Below are 26,047 nucleotides of genomic sequence, written 5' to 3' on the forward strand. Positions count from 1 at the left end.
CTTGCTTTCCGTTAATCGAGGAGATCTGATACTATGCGTATTAGCACAAAAATGGTCGTTGGCTATATTTTTCTTATTGTTCTCCCGTTCCTTATTTTTTCGGCGTTTGTCTATAACCAGCTCTATGGGCGATTGATTACGCAGTATCAACTGACCAATCAGCAAAATATCGAACAGCAGGGCGCTAATTTGGAGGCCAGTCTGTCTAAGATCGAATCTTTGTATTCCATCTACCAAAACAATACCGCCTTGCTTGACTTCTTGCGGGGGGATTACGTGTATGACAGAGATCTGATTTACTCGTATTTAAAGGAGATCAGTCCCGCATTTGCATTCGCGTCTCTTGGCGAGCCGATGGTCGAGCAGCTTGTCGTGTACCCGAAAACGCAGAAAAGGCTGTTGTCATTCCCGGAATTCGCGGACTATTCGGAGATAGGGAGCAAGCTGAGCAGCGAGGAGAAGAGGAAGTTGCTTCCGGCGAAAGGGTTGTGGAAGAAATCAATCGACGCCGGGTCGGAACCTTCCTTGGTGTACTATCACAAGCTTTATAGTGAAACATATACCAGCGAGCTTGGCATTGTTGAAATCAAGGTGAAATCGGCTTTACTAGAGGAGTTTATGAAAGCGCTTAGCACCATTCATCCGCAAAATACGATTCTGCTGATGGATTCGGAGGGCACTGTCTTCAGCTCGAGTAGGGAAACGGTCATCCGTACCGGGCTGCTTGCGAGGATCAAATCATCCGTGCTGAGCAGAGAGGACAATACGTTCCTTGTTGACGGAGAGAGACTGATGGTTAATTCCGTACAAGTGCCGCGCCTCGGTTTAACCGTTGTTGAAGTAAACAAACAAGACGCCTTGTTCCAATTTTTATGGACGAAGCTTTGGCTCGCAGGAGCTGGAATTGTCCTGCTTGGTTTGCTTTCGGTATTTTATTACGTTTTATTGTCATCGCTTACAAAGCGTATTTTGCTTCTGTCCCGCCATATGCGTAAAGTCGGCTTGGATGATATTGGAACCCCGTATGCGGGAAAGCTGGGCAAGGATGAGATCGGCTTCCTCCTATCCAATTACAACGCCATGATCGGGCGCATCGATGAACTCGTCAATCACGTGCAAAAGGTTGAGCTGCTGAAGAAGGATGCGGATTTCAAAATGCTGCAAGCTCAAATCCAACCTCATTTTTTGTACAACACGCTGGAGACAATGCGAATGCTTGCAAGGTCGAACAAGGATTATACGGTAGCTGAGATGGCATATTCCTTAGGCAATCTCCTTCGCTATAGTTTATCGCAATCGGATGATACGACGCTTCAGGAGGAGCTGGAGCATGTCAAGGCCTATATCGCCATTCATCAGATTCGGATGAGGGATCTTCTGTTCGAGCTTGAAACGGATGATGAGCTGCTCAAGGTTCGTTGTCCGAGATTTATATTGCAGCCGCTGGTAGAGAATAGCATGATTCACGGACTGTCGAACATACGGGGGACGAAGAGGATTGCTATCCATTTCAAGAGAGCACAAGATGCTATTGAAATCCATGTTACGGATAACGGAGCGGGTATTCCAGAACCGAAGCTTTCGAATCTGCGAGTAAGACTTCATGGCGGTATAGCAGATCTCGCTTTATCGTCAGGAACGGGCATTGGCCTCGGCAATGTAACAGAACGCGTGAAGGCGTATTTCGGTAAGGAATCGAAGATGCTTGTTACAAGCGGGGATGGACAGGGGACTACGTTTACTCTTATTTTGCAAACGGGGGAGATCAAGCATGTTGAGGCTGATGATCGTGGATGACGAACCCATAATACTAGAGGGCATTCGCGATATGATCGAGGAAGAAAACACGCCGTTCGGCAAAATCATATTGGCTAACGATGGGATAGAAGCATTGGAGAAAATCGACTATTTTCACCCCGACCTTATCATTACGGATATCCATATGCCGGGGATTAATGGTCTCGAGTTCATTAAACAGGCTCAGCAGAAGAAGGTGAAACGGTTCATCATTCTAACCGGACACGATGTCTTCGAATATGCCCGCAAAGCGGTTCAACTGCAGGTCTTGGATTATATGCTCAAGCCCGTCAATCAGCAGGAGCTCGCAGAGCTGCTGAAGCGAATCGCCTTGGCGCTGCTGGAGGAAAAACAGCACATAACGGAGCCATTATCGTTGAATACATTAGTGGCTTCTACGCAAAACGAGAATATTTCGCTCATGAAGGCCTTTATTGAAACCAATTATATGAAGGATATTTCCTTGCCTGATATAGCCGCAAACCTAAACCTTCATCCAAGCTATGTCGGACAAATGTTCAAAAGAGAAACGGGCGACACCTTTGTCAAATATTTGAATCAAGTACGAATTAAGAAAGCGAAGCAACTGCTCGAGGGCACCAAAGATATGCCGCTGGACAAAATCGCCAAATGCGTCGGTTACGACAACAGCCGCACGTTCTATAAGGTTTTTCGGAATACAGTAGGCGTTACTCCTGGAGAGTATAGGAAATCCGTTTGTTATTGATGGAGGCTCCTGAACTGACGCGGCGTCATATCCGTAGAGGCTAGGAACAAGCGAGAGAAATGGGAACGTTCCATGCCAAGCTCGCCCGCAATGCGGGCTGTTGTCCAATCGGTAGTCAGCAGGAGCTGCTTAGCCTTCTCCATGCGTTTTTGGATAATATACTGGTGCGGGCTGATGCCAAACGCTGATTTGAAATAACGAAAAAAATAGTTTGGACTGTAATTGAAGTTGTCCGCAATTTGGTCGATCGTCAGTGGGCCGTCGGCGTGTTTGTCAATATAGCTCAAGATTTCATTCCAACGCTCAGCGGCCGGTGAGACGGCTGCTGACGGTTTTTGCGGCTCCTGCTCCCAAATAAATTGCAGCAGCTCGAATATGGCCGCTTTCACTGCAAGTCCAGCGAAGGGGTTACCGCTATGAAAACGCTCGATAAGCCTTCCGAACAGTGTTTCTGCTTGTAATTGATCGCTTAGAGAGATATGTAGTGGCGTATCTATGAGTTGAAAGAGCGGGATTTGCCCAACGGTCGCGTCGAAGTGACAAAACATTTGGCGATACGGATTGTCTGGAGACGTGGAATAAGAAATAAGAGCGCCTGCAGGCAGCACGAACAAGTCGCCAGCCCGGGGACTGAAGGACGAATTGCGAATTTGAAGCGTCCCCTCCCCTTCCAAAAAATAATAAAGGCAGTTATTCGCCGTGATGTGATTGTGATGCTTCCAATGGGAAGGCACACGGACATGTCCGGCCATTGTCACGTTCACCTGAAGATCCTCGAAATACTTCTTAAGCCGCAATTGATTCACGCCGTACGCCTCCTCTTTCTATAGATATTATCATATTATGAGTACAAAAGCAGGTTAGTTTTATACACATAAAGGTTACGTCTTCCTCTCTTCGAAAGCGCTACTTTCCGATATGATCGAATCGATGGAGCTTATCATCACTTAGTTCGATTTATGAAGGGGTGTATCGCATGCATAACGAAGAGGACGTTGCGTTAGCAGGGTTTCCTAGCCGAAATCAAGAGCTTGATGTGTATCCGGGTTTCGTTGCCCCGCCGGCAGGTTACGGTGAGGTTGCGTTCTATTGGTGGGTCGGCGAACCGCTTACCAAGGAAAGGTTGACCTGGCAGCTGGAGCGGTTAAAGGAACATCATATAACGGGATTGCAGATCAACTATGCGCATAGCGACGAAGGCGGAGACGCCTGGGGATTGACGTATGCGAGCGACCCTCCGTTATTTTCTGAAGCATGGTGGGAACTGTTTGCCTGGTTTGCGGCGAAGGCCGGTACATACGGCATCGCGGTCAGCCTGAGCGACTATACGTTATGCGCTCCTGGACAGGGGTGGTATACGGATGAGATTCGGGCGCAAAGACCGGATATTGCCGGATCGAACCTTGCGCACCTGGATTGGATAGCAGAGGGGCAGAGCGAATGGATCGAGAGGGAGCTTCCCGCTGGCTTGATCTCAGCCTCTGCATTGTTGGAGGATGATAACGGCGGGTCGCCGAAGAGATTGATGAATCTCATGTCCTTTATCAAGGGTGGAAAGCTGCTGTGGGAGAAGCCGGAGGGTAAATGGCATCTATCCATCGTTTATGAAGAGCCCAAGCCGCGATCCATCGATCCGATGCACCCGGACAGCGGGGTTATGGTCATTCAGCATTTTTTTGGACGGTTCGAGGAGCGGCTGTCCGGGATAAGCGGCGCCAAGCTGGGATTCTTTTTCTCGGACGAGCTGGATTTCGGCATCCGGGGGCTGCTTTGGAACAAGTGCTTCAGGGAAGCCTTTATTAATCGCAAAGGCTACGACATCGTGCAGGAGCTATCGGCCTTGTTCATCGATATTGGCCCGCGAACGTCTAAGATCCGACTGGATTACGGGGATGTCATGGTTGCATTATCCGAGGAGCATTATTTCATTCCGGTATTCGAGTGGCATCAGGAACGCGGCATGATTTACGGCTGCGATCACGGCGGCAGAGGGAAGGACATCACCGAATTCGGCGATTATTTCCGCACGCAGCGCTGGAATCAAGGACCGGGCTGCGACCAGCCCGACTTCCAAAGCGACCTGATTAAAAATAAAGTAGCTAGCTCGATTGCCCATCTGTATGAGCGTCCTCGGACTTGGCTGGAAGGATTTTACGGCACCGGCTGGGGCACGACGACGGCGGATGTAGCGGATGCGGTGTTTCGCAATTTCGTTACCGGACACAATTTGCTGACTCTGCACGGTTTGTATTACACGACATTCGGCGGATGGTGGGAATGGGCGCCTCCTTGCAATCATTTCCGCATGCCATATTGGGAGCATATGAAGACGTTCATGGCATGCACGGAGCGGCTCAGCTATTTGCTCAGCCAAGGGGTTCATGCCTGCGACGTTGCCATTGTTTATCCCGTTGCGGCTATGGAAGCGGGACTTGACGGGGAAGCGTCGGTGAAGTCAGCCTTCGAAATGGGCGAGTATTTGTATAAAAGAGGCATTGATTTTGATTTTATCGATTTTCAGTCGCTAGAGAGGGCAACAATGGAGGAGCGCAAGTTCCATGTGGCAGGTGAAGCCTATCGCGTCTTAATTTTGCCTTCCATGCGCGCTTTGCGTTATTCGACGCTTAAGAAGGCTCAGTTGTTTCACGAAGCAGGCGGCGTTGTTATCGCGCTCGACCGGCTGCCGGAGGCAAGTGATCGAATCGGTGCAATTGACCCGACGTTAGACGGTATTGTACGAGCCTTGTTCGGCTGGTCGGCAGCAGAGGCTGCTGACCAAGGGGGAAGCCGAACTCAGATGAGCCGGTCAGGAGGGGCCGCCTATACGTTGCATTCATACGAGGAAGCAGAGGAGGCCATTAGCCAGGCTTTCCCGCGTGATTTTGCTTGTCTCATTGAAGAGGATGAGTCGCCTATGCCTTATGTGATGCATCGCAGAATCGGCTTTCGGGATATATATGCCGTATATGGAGGATCGAGTGGGACCGAATGCTTCTTCCGTTGTCATGGCGCAATCGAGCTGTGGAATCCGTGGGATGGATCGGCTTCTAGCCTTCAAGCGGAACGGGTTACGGCTGAGGGCACGTATATCAAGCTGCCGCTGGGCAGGACGGAAATCCAATTGATTGTGTTCGCTGACGAGAAGCGGGTTCAAGCTTCTGAGAGAATGCATTCGGAGCAGGGGGGAATACGGTCCCGCGCAGTGCTGCAATCGCTGAGCTTGGACGGAAAATGGGCGTTCGAACTAAGGCCGACGATGGACAATCGGTTCGGAGATTTCCGACAGCCGCCCGAGGAAGGGGTTATCGGAGCGGAAGCACGCCAGTTCCGGTTCGCGTATGAGCTGGATAGTGGATCGCCACATGAGAATGAGAGACATCATCCTGAATTCGACGATTCCTCCTGGGAGAAGGCGACCTGCGGGTACGGACCTTTTATGCGGCAATTGGGACCGCTTCCTGTTGCTGCTTGTTGTGATGAATTAGAATGCAGATTCGTTCAAATGACGACACCACCCCGAGGACATTTGGTTGAGGCGAGCGGCAAGGTTTACGAATGGGATTCATATGCGTATTCGACGAGGTACGGCATAGAAGGAGACCCGGGTCATCAGGGCTACCATGGACTGAAAGGCGAGATAACGGATCATTTTATCGCAATTGGCCATTCAGAATTTGACTTAACGGGCACAAGGTATGAAATAGAAGAAGGGAGCCTTACTTACTTGTGGACATCGTTTGATGGTGACGGCAGAACGGGCGTGAGAATGCGAACCGGTGGCGTTACTCCGGAGAAGATATGGCTGAACGGCGAGTTGATTGAAGGAGAGCGGGAGCAGCTCAAGGTTAAGGAAGGCGTAAATACGGTGCTGCTTCGTTATGGTCGCGCCGGTCGCGGGCATGTCGTATTCGAGCGTACGGATACTCCCGGAGATTGGAGCCAGTCGCTGCCGCTTGCTATGTCCTGGCATAACAACCCGGCTGTCTTGGCTTATGACGCTTATCCCGGCGCAAGCAAGCCGGCTGCAGGCTGGCATCGCTTCACGGCTCCTCCCGGGCTTGAAGCGATGCAGATTGTCTCCGCGCATGGGTATATTCGCGTGTGGGTGAACGGGAAGGAATGGGCGGTTGACCGTGATCCCGCCCAAGTGGGCGGCTGCTACTCGTTCCGAGCGTCATCCACAGTGAAAGAAAACAGGGTTAGTCTCGTGGCCGTTCGCATCACGTACGATAAACCACTTTATGGAGGGGCGGCGCTGCCTGAGCCCATACGATTACAGTGCGGAGCGGGATTCATGGAGCTTGGCGATTGGTCGGCAATCGACGGCCTAACCTGTTACTCCGGCGGAGCGGCATATCGCCGTGATATCGAATGGCCGACTGGCGATGAACTTCAGGACAACATGGCCATGCTCGATCTAGGGGCCGTGTCATCAACCGCCGAAATCCGCGTGAACGGTCAGCATGTCCGAACAATTGTACAGGCGCCATGGACCGCGAATATTGCCCCGTGGCTTCATCCAGGCGTCAACACGCTGGAAGTGCTGGTGTACAACACGCTCGCCAATCATTATGTGACGATTCCGACTCGTTATCGGGGCGATCTGACCTCGGGGCTGCTGGGTCCGGTCAGACTGGACATCCTTGGACAGTTATAACATCGAATGCGACTTGCATGAAACCATGTTATTTTTTTAGTGACCTGTATTGGGTAGCCGTCATTCCATAATATTGTTTGAAAGAATGACTGAATTGTTCCAAGGTTGCAAATCCGATCCTTGCAGCAATGGTACTAATAGACAAGTCGGTTTCTGCAAGAAGCTGGACTGCAGCGCTCATTCGGGATTGCTGTTTTTTATCCATAAAGGAAACGCCGTATTGCTTTTGTACGGTCCTCTCTGTCTGGCGGGTGCTCAGACCCAGCTTGTCCGCAAGCTGCTTTAGCGTAATGGAAGAGTACTCATATAAGAAGCAGTTCTCGATGGTAAGCAGTCTGCTGTCATCCAACGTTTTCACCGGAACGTCCATGAGAGAGGAGCGGCGCTCCGTATACTGCCTAACCATTCGGGTAACGATCATTTCTAATATATTCGTTGCCATGTGATGAAAGCCGAGGCGCTTCGAAGACAGCTCGTCTGCAAGCATCTGGAACAGTGGCATCATATTTTCGTTGTCCGGACCGATCCAGAACGGCGTGTTGACCAGCAATTCCGACAGGAGATTATCCTTATGGGTGCTGTTTTTATTTGCAGTTAGCTGGGAATCACCAGAGAGAACCTCGAAGAAGACACAGTATTCAGCCATAGGATCGCTCTGATCCGGAATCTGCTCATGCGCGACATCAGGTCCGGTCATAAACAACGTTCCAGGCATTAGGGGATAACGCTCCCCATCTGCCACCAGTATACCTTGACCGCTAGGGATGTAATGAAGCTCATAGCTGCCGTGGCTATGACTGTGTTCGCGCATCGAGCTATGGAAATAGCCGAACTTCACATACAAGACATTGAGTGCAAATCCGCCGAGAGCAAGCTTAATATCCATATTGCCGATGTTAATGGGGGGGAGGTTCATATCCTTGTTCTCCTCTGCCAAAATGCGACACCACGAGGATGCCTTTGGTCATCTCTATCAATAACGTTTTCATGCTTGTATCGATATAATTATAACGAAATGCTAGGAGCTTAGGGAAGCGGGGAAATAAGACGATGACAACTTCGACTGCGCGTTTGTTCAAAAAAGGAAATTATACTTGCACATATACCGAGGTGCCGGTGTCCAACCCCGGATACGCTTGGCGGGACGGCATGGTCAGCGGCAACGGCGAGAACGGTTATATTACGTCAGGTTCGCCATATTCGGACAGCTTCATCTTTCAGTATATGTGGTTCAACTATCCGTCGAGAGATCCGAGATTCATTCCTGATGAATTAACGGAGCAGCTTGGTGATGCGAGACGGAATGTGTTTAACCTAAACGATCAATGGAAGATTAAGGACGAGAACGGTTCGACGCGAATCAGAACGTTCTTCTACAGCTATCATCCCGGGCATCAGCTTAGGTTGAATGCAACCAATAGAGGAAGCGTATCCGGCTATGAGCGGTGGACGAATTATGAGACGGCGGAGACGGGCGTGCGTTACACCGATGAGTTCGGCAGGTGGACGAGAACCTCTTTCACTTCCAGAGCAGACAATGTTTCCATTACCAAGATCGAACAATCTGCCAACGGTACCAAAATCAATATGACGATCTCCATTGATGATATTTCGAATATGAGCCGTGCCCGAAACGGCACCTCTGAGGTAACGGCACTTCAGTATAAGAAGCTGGTAGATCCGAAGGCTGAATATATTGCACAGGTCGCGCATTACCCGTCCTATGAGGGCAGCGAGCTTCGGCATGCAGGATATGCGGGATTAACGCAAGTACTTGTGGTAAACGGTACGAAGAAAAGAATACTGCTCGAAGAAACGAATGAAGCAATGAACGTTGGCAGCGATCAGAATCCGGCGATTCAAATTATAGATGCCGATACCGTGTATCTCATTACGCAATCAAATCGAACTTATGAGATGGGCAGTATCGAAGATTTTGCCGGACAGACGGAATACGCTCTCGTAGAGCAGTTGTTCCGGCATACGAATACCGTCGCGCAGAAGTATAGTGATGTTCAAGGCTGTTTTGATTATTACGGTGCCCTTGCTCCCCATACTGAGCAGCATGCTGCTGAATTCAATGCCGTCCGTTTCTCGTTAGCTGGCGATGGGATGGACAAGCAGGCGGATAATCTAACGTTGATTCATAACCAACAAGCAACGGTATCGAGAATCAACCATGCCTTTATGGAGCAGGTTTACAACCAGGGGAGGTATGCGATGATATGCTGCGGCGGCTCAAGCGCGCCTCGCTTGTACGGCATGTGGACCGGCGAATGGAATCCGGGTTGGCGCGGCATCTACACCCTGGACGCAAATGTGAATTTACAAGTTGCGGCCATGAATACGGGGCATCTGACGCAGGCGCAGTTAGGATATATCGCATTTTTCCTGCGAAACGTGCCGGACTTTGCATACAATGCCCGCATGGCTTACGGGATGCATGATACGCTACAGGTATCCGTCAACTCTGACGGCGACCGAGGCATGCATGTGGAATACGACAACGATTATCCGTTTGAGTATTGGAATGCCGGGGCAAGCTGGTGTCTGCTGCCGATCTACGAATACTGGCAATGCTACGGCAATAAGCAAATCGCGATTGTTGACGCGATGAGAATCCATGAGTTGCAGCCGCTGCTCAGCGTCCATGACGGGGGACTTTCCGATGAGGAGTTCGCTGAGCTATTGCGAGAGGGATATCTGGAATTGGAGAAAGATATTTTGCTTCCTCTCCTGACGAAGCAGGCTAACTTCTGGGAACAGATTTGTACGCCGGAATATTACACGGATATGAACGGCAATGCTTGCCATCAAAGCGGCAAAGAAACGTTAAATCCAGGAGAGAAGTATATGATTATCCCGACCTATTCGCCGGAAAATAATCCGATTGGCTATAACAGCACGATTACGGCTAATGCTACCATGGACATTTCGGCTGCGCGAGATGGTCTGTTAATGGTTATAACGATGGAAAAAGCCGTCAAGCGCGAAGGCTATGAAGCCGCTGTTGCCAAATGGGAAGCGCTCTTAAATCTGTTGCCTGAATATAAATATGATGTGGACGGCGCTTTGCGTGAATGGGCTATGAGTGAATACACGGAAAATAATAACCACCGCCATCTGAGCCATCTGTACGTTGCTTGGCCTGCTTATGAAACGCAAAACAATAAAGCTCTCTCTACAGCAGCGAAGATCGCACTTGAGAACAGAGACAAGTACAATACGAAGGACGCGACGGCGGGGCACGGATGGATGCACAAGGCGCTAGTTAGCGCACGGCTCAAACAAGGCGAAGGCGTACTTTCTTCGCTGCTGCCCATGATGACGGATGCCGGTTATTACCCGTCTTTAATGACAGACCATGATACGAATCGCAGAAATCATTGCTATTGCACCGATACGTCATTTGGCGTCGTTGCTTCAATAAACGAGACGTTGCTATTTTCGAACACGGGTGAAATCGAGCTGCTTCCGGCTTTGCCTTCTGATTGGCAATCGGGATCTATGGATGGACTTATGGCAAGAACTCAAGTAGAGGTGAAACAGCTATCTTGGGATCTATCGACCGGAACTGCCAAAGCTACATTGCATTCAAGAGTTGACGATAATACCATCCACTTAAGCGCAGGCGTTCCTTGGACGAGAGTCATCGTTGAGGGAGAGGAAACTCGGGTGCATGAAGGGGAAACGAGCAAATATGTTAGGCTAACGTTAAGTAAAGGAAAAGACGTATCAGTTGAATTTATTTAGAGCCTCTCCTTATATAGAAGCAACCCGGCTGCAAACGCAGTCGGGTTGTTTGTTTTAACGGGGATATATTTGTTAAGAACGATTATCGAATAGAACGGCATGAATCGGAGTCCATTGCTATGCAAGATAGTCATTTTTCCAAGTAAATTGCAATTTTCATAATATACATCTAGGGCTTATTTATCTACAGTTAGGTTATCGCAAACGCAATCGTTACAGGCACTCCAACAAGAAGGGGGTTTGACGATAACAGGCTTCGCGTTCGCGAAGAACGCAAGCAGCTTCAAATTGGAAATCGTTGAACGATTGCAGCAGGAAGGGGATGCGAATCTCCACTTCTTCGATGGTGCAGATTTGTTAGGCGCGGACTATCAGGAATGCACCACGGATGGCATCCATCCTTCTGATTTAGGTTATTTCCATATAGCGGAAACGCTTAGCCCTATTGTTCTTAAACTGATTTTCTAACAGCGTTTATGTTGTGAAGTCCATGCCTCTTGTTCAGGGGTGTGGGCTTTTTTGAATGGATTTCATACAATCAAAAGCCAAGAATGAGAAAATTTCGTCCCTTCTTAGGCGCTTTGGACCAATTAGCCTGCATGAAATACAGGCAAAAGTAACTGTAGCAAGTGTTTGAAGTGACCAATCTTTAATCGACGTCTCTAATAGGCTATCAAAAAAATGCGGTAACAACCCGAGAAATAGCTCGCTATTTCTATTTCAAAGTGACAAGTAAAATATGGTATGAAAGCGCTATCGGAAAAAGAGGAGGTGCGTTTTGAGCAGTAAACCGAGGCGTGTGGTCAAGTAGTCACTTAAGTACAAGAGGGGAAGGTTGATCGGTTATGAAGGTATTCGGTTATCGGACTTGGAGCAAGAAAGCAATGCCGGTTGTTCTTGCATGTTCGCTCTCGATTGGACTGCTAACAGGAACCATGCCAACAGGAGTCGTCAACGCGGCTGAGGAGGACCTAGTTGCCTTCAAGACGCAAGTGGGCGGCGTTTTTGATGGTATGCCGCTCTTTGACGGAGTGCCCGAGCATTTGGATGCATTTGTAGACGCTTACTTTCAGTACACGGGGTTAGAAGGTCCAGCCGTCTATGCGACTGGATCCCGTAATCATTATACATTGCAGCAGGGAGAGAACGCGGGTCATAAGATTCCGGGGGCACTATCAGCCGCTGATAACGTACAAGGCATATCGACTGATTTTCCGGCATTGGTAGGGATGGGGCAAACCTGGAATAAAGAGCTGCTTGCCGATATCGGACAAGTCATCGGCGCCGAGAAAATCAGCCAGCTGAAGGTTAAGCAAGGCGTTTCGAATATCCATGGCGGAAGCGAGTCTTCGGCTTCCGTCGCTTTCACGGTCGTAAGCGATCTAAGAATTAACCCGCTCAGCGGCCGGTTTGACGAAGGGTTCGCGGAGGACGCATATCTCGCAGGCACGATGATTGACGAAATGGCGGCGGGCCTCAGCGGTACGGATCAGGATGTAAGCGAAGACGGATTTTGGATGCGGGCTGCCGTAGGCACGAAGCATTACTCCGTATATAACGCGCAATGGTTCCGACAGTCGGCAAGTAACAGCGCGGGAGCAAGAGCCATTTACGAGTATCAGACTCGCGCTCCGCTGCAAGCCTTTGAAAGCGGATCGGTAGCGGGAGTTATGACATCGTTCGGCCGCACGAACGGCATACCGAACATATTCTCGCCTATCCAGCTTCACGCGAACAATTTCTCCAAGTACGGTGTGTACAGCTCTCCCGATTTCAACGGAGACTCGCTCGTGTTCGGGGCTAACACGATGGGTAACGGCTATGACACGAAGTATGCGCAAGATCGCACGCTTGCGAATTTGCTTATGATTTTGGCCGAAGCGAATGCGGGACGCCCATCCCCGAACGCAAATGACGCGCTAGCCGACGTGCTCGCAGTCGTAAGCGCTGTCGAGCAAGGGAAATATGACGTCACTGCCGAGGATTTGATCGAAGCGGCTCGCCCGCACGTTAATCAGATGGTCCGCATCGGCATTTTCAACGAAACGGACGAGAACGGTATCCCGAAATATTACCCGTTCGCACAAGATGCCAAGGACGTGCGTACGGAAGCGCCGGCTACTTATGCGCTGCAAGAGCATCAAGACGTTGCGCTTCGTGCAGCACAGGAAAGCATCGTATTGCTTAAGAACGATGGAGTTCTGCCTCTGGCAAAGGAACAGAAAGCTGCAGTATCCGGACCTTATGCGGATGCAAGGTTCAAGACTGTTTATTCCGTAGGGACGACACCTAGCATTCCAAACTCCGGCGATTCGCCGCTGCTTGCCATTATTAAGCAGAATGGAAGCGACAACGTTAGCTATGATGAAGGCGGCAAATTAATAGCGCTTCAATCGATCCTTAACGGTCAGACCGTTACGGCGAGCACCTACGGCGGAGAAGCTGGCGCAGGGCTAATCACGACAGAAGATCCGTTGGATGTTGAGAACAACGCACATTTGTTCAGAGTGTACGATTGGGGTCAGGAAGGCGTAAGCTTGCAGTCTCTGCTTAACGGCAAATGGGTTACCTCGCCGTCCGCCGCCAATGCGGTCGTCGGAAATACCGACGCAACGCAGCTGAACCTTACGAACAATGACTGGAATTTGGCCGAGATGCTTGGAAGCACGAGCACCATACCTGCAAGGCTTCGAATGGAAACGAACGGAGATGACACCGTCTCGATCGTGTCCAACGGCTATCGTACCGGATTCAGCGGCGATTTCTCGAACTGGTATTATACGAACGGCCGATTCATCCGCACCGCGGAGGACAACACGCTGAAGACGGCAGCGACGACGCTTACGAACGCGACGGTTGCAGCAAGCCGAGGCGATGATGTGAAGTTCGAGCAGACGGTCGTCAAGGATGTTGGCGAAGAAGCAGCTGCCAGAGCGGCAACGGACGATTATGCAATCGTATTCGTAGGCGCGATTCCTCGCCACAGCGCCGGCGAGGGCAACGACCGTTCCTCCCTCTATATGGGGAATGACGATTACGAGCTTGTCGAGAAGGTTTCGGCAGCGTTCGCGGCAGAAGGCAAGAAAACGGTTGTTGTAGTGAAATCCAGCTTCCCGGTTGTTATGGAAGACATTCAGAACAATCCGAACGTATCCGCAATCGTGTACCAGCCGTATGGAGGACAATACGATTCCCAGGCGCTTGCACAAGTGCTTTATGGCGATTATTCGCCAACAGGCCGCCTGACATCCACATGGTACTCGGATATGTCGGCTTTCCCGTCGATTAACCATTACGCGATACCGGAGGGCAATACGACCCAGACGATCGAAGCCAATACCGATCCTAGATTTACGGTTGATATGACGAATGCCGATCCTATCGAATCCAAATTGACGTATATGTATACCGACGCTCCGGTCACATACAGCTTCGGTTACGGTTTATCTTACAGTGATTTCACCTATAGCAACTTGGCCGTTCCTTCTTCAGTCAGCGGCAGCGAACCGTTCACCGTATCCGTCACCGTAGAAAATGCGGGTGCTGTGGACACCTCCGAGGTCGTCCAGCTCTACGCGAACAACAATGATGCTGCGTATGGCGAGTATGCGCCTGTTAAGCAGCTCGTATCTTATGAGAAAATCGAGCTGGAAGCCGGCGAATCGAAGACGGTCGAGTTGACCGTGAATCCGAAAGACTTTGCCGTGTGGGACGTCAATAAAGGCGACTTCCAGGTCGAGAGCGGCTCCTATTCATTCATGGCAGGATCTGCATCGGACGATATCCGTCTGGAAGCTTCGGTTGAAATAGTCGGAACCCCGCTTGCGCAGCTCGATATTTACGAGCAGTTCAACGTCTTCGACCATTCCTTCGCTTCGGACGAAGTCATTTATCATGAGGTATCGAAGGCTCGTACGGCTAGCAGTTTGAAGGAAAAGAAAGTCGTTGGCGAATATTATTCGGTCAGATCCAAGCAAAACGGCTCTTGGACAGCAATCCCGAAAGTGGATCTAACGGGAGCGAAGCGGGTAACAGCTAGCGTGGCAAGCGATTCGGAAGGCGGATTCATTACGCTTCATGCGGATTCTCCGTATAGCGCGCCGATCGCTTTCCTGGAGGTAGGTTACACGGGTCCGACTTCTTACACGATCGAAACTGCGGGTGTAGCCGTGAGCGAGCTGGGTTATACCGATGTAACGGTTGATTTGAGCAATACGGCGATTACGGGGACGCATGATCTATACGTTGTATTCCGTTCACCGGATCTGCGTATCGACAGCTTATCCTTCCAGACCGATGCCGTCATTAGCGTATCCGGTAAAATTAAAGGTTCTGAGCGAAACCCATCCCTGAACGTACAAGCGGACCAGACTCCATTCGGTCTCGATGCGGTCAATACGGATAATTGGAGCTTCGACGGCGGAGACAGCGGCTTGACTCTATCCACTGTCACGTTGAACGAAGATCAAACGGTAGCGAAGCTTCAACTTGCGGGCACGGCAAAGGCCAAATCAACCTTGCAAATTTCGGCTCTTTCAGAAGCTTTCGCAGGAAGCACCACGGGCAGCAACATCGTTACGGTGACCGTCGGAAGCAATAGCGGTTCCGGCACCGTTACGCCATCTCCTGATCCTGAGCCGGAGCCGGGAACGGAACAACCGGAAGAGCCAGAAGCTGAATCCGTTAAGGTAAGTGCATTGACGGAGGCTGATCTTGCTCTTGTGAATGAGTTGAAAATACCGGGAATCTCGGTGGCTGGAACACCTGTGAGATTAAGCGTCATTTCCAAGAAAGGACTGTACGCTCATGGGAAACTTGCTGGCAGCCCTGCCGCATTCACGGTATTGGCTCGATTGAATGATGACGGCACCTTAACACCTGTGCCAACTCGCGTCGTAACGAACGCGGACGGTACAAGAACCATTCAGGCACTCGTGCTTTCGGACGGCATTTACGTCCCGATTAACGTCGAACGCCAGTTCATCGACGTACCGGCCGATGCGTGGTATGCCGAAGAGATCCAGCAAGCAAGCAGCTTACTTCTGCTGAACGGCGTGTCTGCTGATCGGATGCAGCCTACAACATTGACAACTTACTATCAAACGTTGATGGTTGCTCTTAACGTACTCGGAGTAACTCCATCCAAAGAAGCGCAGGATACGAAGTGGTACGATGCCGTCTTGAGAGAAGCGGCTCTTCTCCAACTGTCGGAGACAGCAGTGCCTTCGGCTGATTCTTCGATTAATCGTGAACAAACGGCAGCCATTCTGACTAAAGCATTAAGCACCGCCGGCCTTGATGTCACGATGACCGCTGAAGAAGCAAACGAGCTGCTTAAACCATTTGCAGATGCTTCGACCATCACGTCAGAATACCGTATGTCCTTGGCTGTCATGGTCAAATACGGCATCCTGAAAGGAACGGCTTCAGGCAAGCTGCTACCGTCCGACGGACTTACTAGAGCAGAGCTGGCTGCAGTGGCGCTTCGTGCGCGCACGGCCATCGACAGCATCCTTTCAATAGAATAGTTGAATTTCTACCCGCTTGGTGGTACCTTTGCACAAGGAGCCGCCAGCGGGTCTCTTTACCACATTAGAATGTTTAAGTGCTTTACAGCGATAAAGCGTAAAGAAGATCATTCAGATTGGCGATAAAAACTTCCTCTTAAACGCGGTCGCTCATCCTCGATTTACTCCGATAGGAGTTTTTCTCACTTTTTGAATGAAACGGACGTGCAGCTATGAAAGCTACAAAAGGGTGTTCTGGCTATGGCAAATGGGTCGTGATGCTGTTACTTCCCGCATTGCTTGCCTCATGCGGCGGGGTTCAGAGTACCCGTACACAAGAGCCTGAGCCGGATGAAATACCTATTTCCTACATAACCTCAGGCGGGAATGCCCAAACCACCTCTATTATAGAGGAATTGACGGCCAAGTATGCGACTGATCAACGTAATGTTGCATTTGAATACGAAGAGCTTGGCAGCACCGAGCTCCCTTCTAAATTGCAATTGCTGGCCGCTAGCAACGATCTTCCGGTCATGTTCAGCTATCCCTCGGGCAAGCCGCTGCTTCAATTCATTGAAAGCGGAGCGGTGCTTGATCTGTCCGAGCTGTTTGACGAGCTGGGCATTCGGAATATGCTGCTGCCATCGGCTGTCGATTTGTTGACCGCGCTGGTGGATGGGAAAGGCTTATATGCGTTGCCTTTGGAAATGAATATAGAAGGATTTTGGTATAATAAAAAGCTATTTGCCGAGCTGAATATTCCCGAGCCGACAACGTGGTCCGATATGACGAAAGCGGCTGACCGCTTTCTGGAAGCGGGCATCCAGCCGTTCGCGCTTGCCGGGAAAGAGAAATGGCCGATCACGCGGATGATTAATGCTTATCTTATTCGGAAGATAGGGCCGGATGCCATGCAGAGGGTCGATCAGGGACAAGTTAAGCTTACTTCTCCCGAATTTGTCGAGGCGGCCGAGGAGATTAAGCGCATGTCGTTCAAAGGCTACTTTGGGCAAGAAGCGAGCAAGGTTGATTTCAAGCAAGCAACGGACTTGTTTCTGAATGGAAAAGCCGCTATGTTTTATTCCGGCAGCTGGTCGCTTCGGGACTTCGATAATGAGGAACGGAATAATATCGGAGCGGACCAAATCGGATTTTTCAGCATCCCTTTGGTTCAGGGCGGCCAAGGAAAGAAGAGCGAATATCCGGTCAATGCGGGACTGACGGCTTCTTTCTCTAAGGAAGCGTATAACGAGCAAGTCGGACAATGGATCAAATTCGTATTCGAGAACTATGGCGACTATGCAAGCGGCAAGGGCATGATTACGGGTTTCCGCGTAACGGAGGCAGGCGATGCTACGCCGCTTAACCGGATGATTCAGCAAAAGCTGGATTCGGTTACGAAAGGGGCGCTTTGGTTCGAAGCGTTGTTCACGACGAACGAACAACGGACCGCGTGGGATAACGCGCAATTGCTCATTGCGGGGCCCGAATATTCCGCCGTGCAATATATGAGCGATTTGCAAACGACTATCGATGAGCAAAGCGAATAATTCGGGGACAATCCGATAAATGCGGAGTTGACCTGATAAATGCGCCGAACCGCGGCGCGGGCTCCTCTGCTATACTGATGTTAAATACGGCTCTAGACAATAGGCCGGTTCATTCCCTGTACTGCCGGAAGAACTTCTCTCTCGCAGGCGGGGAATGTTTTGTTTACGCAGGCATAACCAAATTTGTTTAAAGGAAGATCGTCGTGAAATCACGGATTCGCTTTGCATTGCAGCTGTTCCGCCAGCCGAGGATTAGAAGACGTTTTTTTGCGGCTATGATTCTGGTTTCGCTCCCTCCGTTGTTTGTGCTAGGTTACGTCTCCTTCAATATTGCGAAGGAAACCTTGATCGAGAACCATATGGAAACAAACCGGGGTTATTTGAAGACGTCGAGCGAAGTGGCGGATTTGCTGCTTCGAAACATCATTAATATGAATCGGATCATTCTCTCTAACGACGAGCTTAGGAAGGAACTGCTGTTAAGCGGGGCCAGCAACGGCAACGATCAAGCCGTCATCGACGTTCGCACGGCAAATAAGCTGCAAAATATCGTCGTTTCCAATCTGTTCGATACGCAGTATATCGAGTCGATCTGCATCTTCGACCGCAATTATCGTTCGGTCTGCTATGGCAGGTCGGAGCAGGCCGGGCGTTACGGCACGGACGATACGCGCAGGCAGATTCCTTTGACGGATTGGTATGTGACGGCGCAGGAGGCCAGAGGAAAAGAAATTTTCTTCGGGTATAACGTGTTGGAGGACGCAGCAGGAAGCTCCTTCTCGAGCGTAAAAGTACTGCGCGACCCGAATGAATTGACGGGCGGTCAGATCGGACTATTAGTCATCAATATTAAGAAGACGATCTTCGAGCAAACGCTGAACGAGAGCGGCAAAAGCGGCTTCCTTGTGCTTGATACGGCGACTAGTCAGCCAACGATCGTCTACGATTACCGGCCGGAGGAGACGGAAAGCATCGGGCTGTCAGGCAATTACGATGCCATGATGGACAAGCTTAGGCAAGCCGGATATATTTTCAGCGTCTACAAAAACGCGACGAGCGGCTGGATGTTCGTCCATTTCGTCGAGACGAAGTCGCTGCTTAGGCAGTCCGATCGGATCGGCGACATTACGATGCTACTTGCCGCTTTCATGGCCGGCATTGCGCTGCTAGTGTCTTATTTTGTTTCGGGAACCATTACGAAACCTTTGCTGCAGCTCAAAAAAATGATCGTGGATTGGGCGAAGGGCAGTCAGCCGATCGATGGAAACGAGACGTTCGCGGCCGACGAAGTCGGCGTCATCAACCAAACCTTTAGGCGGTTAGCCATTGTTAACCAGCAATTGAGCGAAAGCTTATTGCAATCCCAGCTTAAAGAGAGAGAAGCAGAGCTTCGCTCGCTTCAAGCGCAGATCAAACCGCATTTTCTATACAATACGCTGGATTCCATTTATTTCATGGCACTGCTAGAGGAGAAGGCTGACATTGCGCAAATGGCGCTTTCGCTGTCCGAGAGCTTTAAGCTTAGCCTGAATAAGGGGCGGGAGCTCATACCGGTGTTCAAGGAAATTTTGCATATCCGTCATTATATGATTATTCAAAACATGCGCTACGACAATCGGTTTCACTATGAAGAAACGATCGAGGAGGAGATCAAGAGCTTCGAAATTATGAAGCTCCTGCTTCAGCCGCTCGTCGAAAACGCGATTTATCATGGCTTGGAGCCCAAAGTAGGCGAGGGCAGAATTCGGCTGACCGGTCGGAAGGACGGCGAATTTCTTGTCTTCACGGTCGAGGATGACGGCGTCGGGATGGAAGACCTGACGAAGACAGAGCAAGGATACGGCATGCTGAATGTAAGGGAGAGACTGAGTCTATTTTATGGCCCTACAAGCGCCTTTACGATAGACAGCAAAGTCGGAGAGGGTACCAAAGTGCAGCTGCGCTTTCCATATAGGCAAATGACGGGGGAGGCATAAACGATGCTGAAGGCTGTTTTGTTCGATGACGAATTTATCGTTCTGAAGGGCTTGATTAAACTGATCGATTGGGCGGAATGCGGAGTTGAGCTGATCGGAACCGCTAAGGACGGCCTGTCGGCTCTGGAGACATTCAGACGGCATCGTCCGGATATCGTTATTACGGACATACGGATGCCGGGCATGGATGGGCTGGAGCTGATCGAAACGATCCGATCCGAAGCCCCCGAGACGATGTGTATCGTATTCAGCGGATACAATGAATTCGAATATGTGAAGAAGGCGATTCATCTGGGTGTCATCGACTACCTGGAGAAGCCGATCACCTTGGAGAAAATCAAGGATGGCATTCGCAAGGCGGTCGCGCGAATCCATGAGCATTCGGAGATGTCGGCGCTTAAGCATGAAAGCAAACAACAGTTGCTAATGCAGAGCACACTCGGGTTGATACAAAGAGGCGATGAGGCGATCAAGGACTGGGCAGAGCATTTCGGTCCGGAAGCTTCCGAGGTGAAAGGGATAACGGTGCTGGCGCTTTCGGAAGAGCATGTACAATTGGCAAGCGGATCCGGCTATAGGATCGTACGCATTCGCAACGGAGGCGAATATCTCGCTGCTGTCTTTCACTTTGATCAAGCGTTTGCCGGATGGACGGACATCATGGAGAGCATCGCAGATGCAACGGTAGGATCAGGCAATACGTACGAGACGCTTGGCCAAGCCCCGAACAGCTATAAGGAAGCGCTAAGGGCGCTGCGATACGGCAAGTACTTAGAGGGGAAGGGCTGGATTCGCTTCAGCGAGCTTGGCGTTTCCGAGTCTGTCGATCCGCATCTGTCCGAGATCGAGGAAGAAGTGCTATTCGATATGCGGATCGGGGACAAAGACGCTTTGATGGCAAAGCTAGACAACTATCTCGGCGAATTTCGCAAAATGAAGCCGGACCCCGAGGTTGCCGAGATCGAGCTGATGCGTATGTTGTTCCACGGTCTCGAGGTAGCGAAGGAGACAGGCGAAAGCTTGACCGACCTGAAACCTCCGGGTCATATGCCCGAGCGCAAGTTGCTAGGCATGCAGACTTTGGAGCAAATGACCTCTTGGCTGCGCGAGGAAATGGAACGAATTATGGATTGGATCATCGACATTCGTACGAGGTCAAAACATGTTTCCGTCGAGAAAGCCGTGCGATATATGAACGATCATCTTGGACGGGATCTAACCCAGCAGGAAGTTGCCGATCATGTCGGGATGAACGTAACTTACTTCAGTCTTCTGTTCAAAGAGGAGATGGGTGTGTCCTACATTAAGCATCTGACGAAAGTCCGCATGGAGAAAGCGAAAAGGTTACTCAACGAGGATTTGTCGATTCAGGATATTAGCGAGCGGGTAGGCTATTATCATGCTCGGCATTTCTCCGAGGTGTTCAAGAAACATACGGGCATGACTCCCGGTCAATTCCGTACGAAGGGGAAAGGAATATGAGAAGCAGTAGGCTGTTCATCGCTTCGCGGCTAGCTCTTGCGATCTTATCGCTCAGCGTGCTTCATGCCTGCAGTGGCGATAAGGACCCCGAAGCCGAACCCGGCGCGAGTCCGACGACGATCTTTTATTTAAGCTCCAACAAAGAAAACGAAGGAAGCGCGCGCATTATCGGCGAATTAGCGCAGGAATATGCAGCGGAGCATCCCGAGGTACGCTATAAATTCGAGAACGTGGCAGAGAGCGATCTGAACCAGCGCGTGCAGCTGCTTGCTGCGAGCAACGATCTTCCAACGATGTTCAGCTATCAATCGGGCAAGCCCTTGCAGGATCTCATCAACAGCGATGCTGCTCTTAACGTAGAGGAAGCGTTCACCGAGCTTGGCCTTATGTCTACTATGAATCCCGCCGCAGCAGAATTACTGAAATCGTATGCGGATGGCGGACTGTTCGCAATCCCGCTGGAGCTTAATATCGAAGGCTTCTGGTATAACAAAAAAATCTTCTCCGAATACGGGCTGAGCGAGCCGCAAACCTGGAAGGAAATGCTGGACATTGCCGCGGATTTGAAGGAGCATGACATACAGCCCTTCTCTGTCGCTGGCAAGGATAAATGGCCGATAACAAGGCTTATTAATGCCTACGCCATTCGTATGTACGGAGCAGACGTCATGGAGCGGGTCGATAGAGGCGAAATAGCGTTGACGAGTCCGGGCTTCGTGGAGGCGGCGCAAGTCGTTCAAAGCATGGGACTCGGCGGTTACTTTGGGCCGCGAGTCAACACCATTGATATGAGCACCTCCGTCGATATGTTCCTGCATGGAAAGGCGGCCATGTTCTATATGGGAAGCTGGCAGCTGCGCGCCTTTAACGACGAGCTGCGGAATCAGATCGGGGCGGATAATATCGGTTTCTTCAGCATACCTCTCGTAGAGGGCGGCAGCGGAACGTTGGACGAATATCCGGTTAATGCCGGGCTTACGACGTCGTTCTCCAAGTCGGCCTATACGCCGGAAGTCGGGGAATGGATCAAATACGTGTTCGAGCGTTACGGGGACCGAGCAATGAACGAGCTTGGTATGGTAACTGGCTTTAATGTAAGCGACATGCCGGAGGATCTGCCCCCGTTAACGAAACAAATACAGCAAAAAATAGGCGAGGTCACGAAAGGAGCGCTTTGGTTCGAAGCTAGATTCGACACGAACGCGCAATTAATGGCATGGAATAACGCACAGCTGCTAGTCACTAACGATGATTACTCTCCGCTCGATTACATGACGGCATTACAAGAAGAAATATCCAATTAGTTTCATAAATGGATGAAAGGGCCCTAAAGGGTCCTTTTTTTTATCCATCCATTCCGAAAAATACGGAGTGATAACAAAAAATGGCGCGCTTATAAACAACAGAAAAACATATTAAAATGACAAATGTAACAAGAAAACATTACTGTACGGGGGGAATATCGGATGAAGTTTTGGAAGAAAAAAACGCTGGGCATTGCACTGGCGTCGATGATGGTTGTGGCTCTGAGCGCCTGCGGAAACAGCAATTCGGCCAATAACGGAGGCAATGCGCAATCGACCAACACGCCGGGGGAAAGTACAAGCGAGAAACAGGTTACGCTGACGATGCTCGTATCGGGCGCCAAAGCGGCGGAAGGCGCGGATTTTGAGCTGGAGACGCTTCCGAAGCTTGTCAAAGAGAAATTTCCAAACGTAACGCTTGAAGTGCAGAAGCTTCCGGATGAACAGTATTACACGACAGTGAAAACGAAGCTGTCAGCAGGCGAAGGTCCCGACATTTTCCTCGTGTTTCCGAAGCTAGCCAACATGGGCGCCATAGAGGTGGCGAAAGCAGGTTATGCCGCCGATCTGTCCGGCCTATCCTTCTGGGATAATGTCAGTCAGGCAGCTAAGAACGATATGAGCTATGAAGAAAAACCATATGCCGTAGCCAAAGGAATGGACATTCTTGGAACGTATTACAACAAGGATTTGTTCGAACAGGCTGGGATTACAGAATTGCCGAAGGATTGGCCAAGCTTCCTCGCAGCGGCGGATAAGCTGAAAGCGGCTGGCATCACTCCGATCGTAATGGGAGACAAGGATCCATGGGTCATTCAGTTCGGCATGTATCAGCTCGCGGCTAACACGGTCTACCCTTCAGATGCGGAGTTCGATACGAAACTCCAAACGGGTGAAACGGCACTGACCGACGAGAAATGGGTCAACACGGTGAACCAATACAAGGAGCTGTACGACAAAGGATATGTGGCGACAGGTTCGCTTGGCATGGCTAGCTCGCAAGCCGTTCAACAGTTCGTCGACGGCAAAGCGGCGATGATCTTCACGGGCACATGGGATTTGCCGGGCGTTACGGCAAGCGGAGCAGCTCAGTTCGAACGCGGTTTCTTCTCGCTCCCTGGCAACGAAGCTGGTCAACCTGTCTACGCATCGGCTTCGACAGCGGCTGGTTATGCTTTGAACGCGGCTTCCCCGAATCTGGAGGTTGGCAAGCAAATCTTCGAATACCTGTTCGACGGACAGTCGCCATTGTTCGAAGCGTGGGTTGCTTCTAATCCTTCGATCAGCGTATTCAACGGAGTCGAGCTGACGAACGATATTTTCAAGGACGCACTGACGGATATTCAGACGACTGGAAACGCTTTCTATTTCTCTAACCAAATGTGGCCCGCAGGCGTGAGCGATGTAATGCAGTCCAAGTTCTCCGAAATTATCGGCGGTAAGAAAACGACCGCGGAAGATGTTACGAAAGCGATGCAGGACAAGTACAAAGAGCTTTTCAAAGGCTAATGCAGACAGTCAGCGGCGAGGGGCTTCCCGCCCCTCGCCGCGATTTTGACCGGGAAAGGAAAGAATCAACATGAATAGTGCCGTAATGAAAAAAACGATGTATTTCTTTGTTTTGCCGGCTCTCCTCTTTTACTGTGTTTTTTGGATATTTCCGATTACTCGGCTGTTCCAGTACAGCCTGACGGATTACAACGGTTACGTTCAGCAGTTCGATTACGTCGGCTTCTCCAATTTCAAGACGCTCTTCAAGGAAGAGATCCTTGCCGAATCGATTAAGAACACGCTTCTATACACAGTCCTCACTGTCGTTTTGGGCAATTTAATTGCTTTATTAATCGCTCTTTTACTAAATGCGAACATAAGAGCCAAAGGGTTTTACCGTTCGGCTTTTTACATTCCTACATTGTTCAGCGCGATCGTAGTAGGATTTATATGGAGCTACGTCTATATGCCGGAAGAGGGGCTGATCGCCGCCTTTCTTGATCGAATTGGCATTTCGGGCTTAGATACCAATTTTCTCGGCAGCTATACGAAAGCCTTGTACGCCATCATTACTGTCGACATTTGGAAAAATCTTGGCGTAAGCACGATCATATTTTTGGCTGGTCTTCAGTCTTTGCCGCATGATCTGCTGGAGGCGGGAAGAATCGACGGGGCAGGCAGATGGAAGTTGTTCCGTTTCATTACTCTTCCTTTGCTGGCAACTTCCGTTACGATTAATATTACGCTAAGCGTCATTAACGGCTTGAAGGCGTTCGATTATCCGTTTGTTATGACGAACGGGGGGCCTGGCACATCGACCAATACACTCATTTACGCCATGTATAAGATGGCGTTTACGGATCAATTGTTCGGCAAAGCCTCCGCGCTTGGTATTATTTCTTTCGCCATCATTATTCTCATTACAATGGTATGCGTGTTTACGCTGAACAGACGGGAGGTATCGGCATGAGAAACGGTTCTCCTATTGGAAAGCTGCTAACGCATCTAGCGATTCTGGTGCTCGTATTTATTAACCTGATTCCGCTCCTGATCGTTCTCTCGAGCTCGTTGCGCTCGCCGCGCAACATGACGAATCCGTTGAATTGGTTCAACGAGTTTACTTTGGACAGCTTTCAATCGGCGTTCACCCGCATGCATTTCCCGACAGCGCTCTGGAACAGCGTCGTCCTTACTTCGGTATCCGTATTTTTTGTCGTCGTGCTTGCAGCGATGGCGGCCTACCCGATTGCTAGAATTAGAAGCCGATTCAGCAAGTTTCTATATGTCTTCTTCTTATCCGGTCTCGTCATCCCCGGACAGATGGTATTGATTCCGATCCTCCAGATGATCAAAGGCCTTGGAATTCCAATGAATCAATATACGCCTATATTGTTGTTCATTACATGCAGTCTTCCATTCTCTACCTTCCTGTATACCGGCTTCATCCGCAGCGGTGTGCCGGAGGAAATCGAGGAGGCTGCCCACATCGATGGAGCGGGATTGTTCCGACGTTTTTGGCAGATTGTATTTCCGCTTATTATGCCGGTTACGGTATCCGTCATCATTACGCAGGGCGTCTGGATTTGGAACGATTACTTCTTCAACATGGTCTTTATTACAAAATCGCTTGATGCGCCGCTCCCCGTTGCCATGCTCGGTTTCCTAGGCGACCAGCAGAATCCGGCCCAATGGAACGTTCTATTCGCCGCATGCATTCTATGCGCATTGCCGTTGCTGCTCGCCTTCCTGGCCTTGCAAAAATATTTTGTCGGCGGCTTAACAATGGGTTCGGTTAAAGGGTAA

The 26,047-nt window shown here is 50.3% G+C and carries 15 protein-coding genes; 13 read left to right on the forward strand and 2 right to left on the reverse strand.

Features of this window, described 5'->3' with window-relative positions; genetic code table 11:
• Positions 1–33 precede the first annotated feature (33 nt).
• Complete coding sequence (locus AC0YN0_RS03520; protein WP_475820018.1) at positions 34–1,797, forward strand: sensor histidine kinase; 1,764 nt, start codon at positions 34–36, stop codon at positions 1,795–1,797.
• The gene (locus AC0YN0_RS03525) at positions 1,772–2,524 is read left to right on the forward strand and encodes a response regulator transcription factor (protein WP_475820019.1); all 753 of its coding nucleotides are present in this window, start codon (positions 1,772–1,774) and stop codon (positions 2,522–2,524) included. Before AC0YN0_RS03520 ends, AC0YN0_RS03525 begins: the two co-directional genes overlap by 26 nt.
• Here the strand turns inward: AC0YN0_RS03525 and AC0YN0_RS03530 are convergent.
• A complete protein-coding gene (locus AC0YN0_RS03530) occupies positions 2,518–3,330 on the reverse strand; it encodes an AraC family transcriptional regulator (RefSeq protein WP_475820020.1) in 813 nt (270 codons plus the stop codon). The two genes, AC0YN0_RS03525 and AC0YN0_RS03530, sit on opposite strands and share 7 nt — an antisense overlap.
• Before the next feature lie 170 nt (positions 3,331–3,500).
• Here AC0YN0_RS03530 and AC0YN0_RS03535 point away from each other — a divergent pair, with 170 nt between their 5' ends.
• Positions 3,501–7,181, forward strand: coding sequence for a glycosyl hydrolase (locus AC0YN0_RS03535; protein WP_475820021.1), 3,681 nt, complete (start codon positions 3,501–3,503; stop codon positions 7,179–7,181).
• A 28-nt stretch (positions 7,182–7,209) separates the two neighbouring features.
• Here AC0YN0_RS03535 and AC0YN0_RS03540 read toward each other — a convergent pair whose 3' ends face one another.
• Positions 7,210–8,097 carry an AraC family transcriptional regulator gene (locus AC0YN0_RS03540; protein WP_475820022.1) on the reverse strand — a complete coding sequence of 296 codons (888 nt, stop codon included), beginning with the start codon at positions 8,095–8,097 and terminating at the stop codon, positions 7,210–7,212.
• Between the two features lie 134 nt (positions 8,098–8,231).
• Between AC0YN0_RS03540 and AC0YN0_RS03545 the strand changes: the two genes are divergently transcribed.
• From AC0YN0_RS03545 to AC0YN0_RS03590, 10 genes are all read left to right on the forward strand, one after another.
• A complete protein-coding gene (locus AC0YN0_RS03545) occupies positions 8,232–10,934 on the forward strand; it encodes a glycosyl hydrolase family 95 catalytic domain-containing protein (protein ID WP_475820023.1) in 2,703 nt (900 codons plus the stop codon).
• Between the two features lie 240 nt (positions 10,935–11,174).
• Entirely contained in the window at positions 11,175–11,402 is a 228-nt protein-coding gene (locus tag AC0YN0_RS03550; RefSeq protein WP_475820024.1) for an SGNH/GDSL hydrolase family protein, read from the forward strand.
• A 377-nt stretch (positions 11,403–11,779) separates the two neighbouring features.
• The gene (locus AC0YN0_RS03555; RefSeq protein ID WP_475820025.1) at positions 11,780–16,462 is read left to right on the forward strand and encodes a glycoside hydrolase family 3 C-terminal domain-containing protein; all 4,683 of its coding nucleotides are present in this window, start codon (positions 11,780–11,782) and stop codon (positions 16,460–16,462) included.
• 212 nt (positions 16,463–16,674) lie between these two features.
• The gene (locus AC0YN0_RS03560) at positions 16,675–17,991 is read left to right on the forward strand and encodes an ABC transporter substrate-binding protein (RefSeq protein ID WP_475820026.1); all 1,317 of its coding nucleotides are present in this window, start codon (positions 16,675–16,677) and stop codon (positions 17,989–17,991) included.
• Positions 17,992–18,194: 203 nt separating this feature from the next.
• Positions 18,195–19,967: a sensor histidine kinase gene (locus AC0YN0_RS03565; RefSeq protein ID WP_475820027.1), complete on the forward strand. Its 1,773-nt coding sequence runs from the start codon at positions 18,195–18,197 to the stop codon at positions 19,965–19,967.
• Positions 19,968–19,970: 3 nt separating this feature from the next.
• Entirely contained in the window at positions 19,971–21,449 is a 1,479-nt protein-coding gene (locus AC0YN0_RS03570; protein WP_475820028.1) for a response regulator, read from the forward strand.
• Positions 21,446–22,753 (forward strand): ABC transporter substrate-binding protein, encoded by a 1,308-nt coding sequence (locus AC0YN0_RS03575; RefSeq protein WP_475820029.1) that lies wholly within the window; start codon positions 21,446–21,448, stop codon positions 22,751–22,753. Before AC0YN0_RS03570 ends, AC0YN0_RS03575 begins: the two co-directional genes overlap by 4 nt.
• A 162-nt stretch (positions 22,754–22,915) precedes the next feature.
• Complete coding sequence (locus AC0YN0_RS03580) at positions 22,916–24,262, forward strand: ABC transporter substrate-binding protein (protein ID WP_475820030.1); 1,347 nt, start codon at positions 22,916–22,918, stop codon at positions 24,260–24,262.
• A 70-nt stretch (positions 24,263–24,332) separates the two neighbouring features.
• Entirely contained in the window at positions 24,333–25,214 is an 882-nt protein-coding gene (locus tag AC0YN0_RS03585; protein ID WP_475820031.1) for a carbohydrate ABC transporter permease, read from the forward strand.
• Complete coding sequence (locus AC0YN0_RS03590) at positions 25,211–26,047, forward strand: carbohydrate ABC transporter permease (protein ID WP_475820032.1); 837 nt, start codon at positions 25,211–25,213, stop codon at positions 26,045–26,047. Before AC0YN0_RS03585 ends, AC0YN0_RS03590 begins: the two co-directional genes overlap by 4 nt.

The organism is Paenibacillus sp. J22P218, from assembly GCF_056269195.1.

What these genes read in the sequence shown, in the direction of transcription:
- AC0YN0_RS03520 (WP_475820018.1), top strand. Translation starts at nt 34, where the DNA reads ATGCGTATTAGCACAAAAATGGTCGTTGGCTATATTTTTCTTATTGTT.
- AC0YN0_RS03525 (WP_475820019.1), top strand. Translation starts at nt 1,772, where the DNA reads ATGTTGAGGCTGATGATCGTGGATGACGAACCCATAATACTAGAGGGC.
- AC0YN0_RS03535 (WP_475820021.1), top strand. Translation starts at nt 3,501, where the DNA reads ATGCATAACGAAGAGGACGTTGCGTTAGCAGGGTTTCCTAGCCGAAAT.
- AC0YN0_RS03540 (WP_475820022.1), bottom strand. Translation starts at nt 8,097, where the DNA reads ATGAACCTCCCCCCCATTAACATCGGCAATATGGATATTAAGCTTGCT.
- AC0YN0_RS03545 (WP_475820023.1), top strand. Translation starts at nt 8,232, where the DNA reads ATGACAACTTCGACTGCGCGTTTGTTCAAAAAAGGAAATTATACTTGC.
- AC0YN0_RS03555 (WP_475820025.1), top strand. Translation starts at nt 11,780, where the DNA reads ATGAAGGTATTCGGTTATCGGACTTGGAGCAAGAAAGCAATGCCGGTT.
- AC0YN0_RS03560 (WP_475820026.1), top strand. Translation starts at nt 16,675, where the DNA reads ATGAAAGCTACAAAAGGGTGTTCTGGCTATGGCAAATGGGTCGTGATG.
- AC0YN0_RS03570 (WP_475820028.1), top strand. Translation starts at nt 19,971, where the DNA reads ATGCTGAAGGCTGTTTTGTTCGATGACGAATTTATCGTTCTGAAGGGC.
- AC0YN0_RS03575 (WP_475820029.1), top strand. Translation starts at nt 21,446, where the DNA reads ATGAGAAGCAGTAGGCTGTTCATCGCTTCGCGGCTAGCTCTTGCGATC.
- AC0YN0_RS03580 (WP_475820030.1), top strand. Translation starts at nt 22,916, where the DNA reads ATGAAGTTTTGGAAGAAAAAAACGCTGGGCATTGCACTGGCGTCGATG.
- AC0YN0_RS03585 (WP_475820031.1), top strand. Translation starts at nt 24,333, where the DNA reads ATGAATAGTGCCGTAATGAAAAAAACGATGTATTTCTTTGTTTTGCCG.
- AC0YN0_RS03590 (WP_475820032.1), top strand. Translation starts at nt 25,211, where the DNA reads ATGAGAAACGGTTCTCCTATTGGAAAGCTGCTAACGCATCTAGCGATT.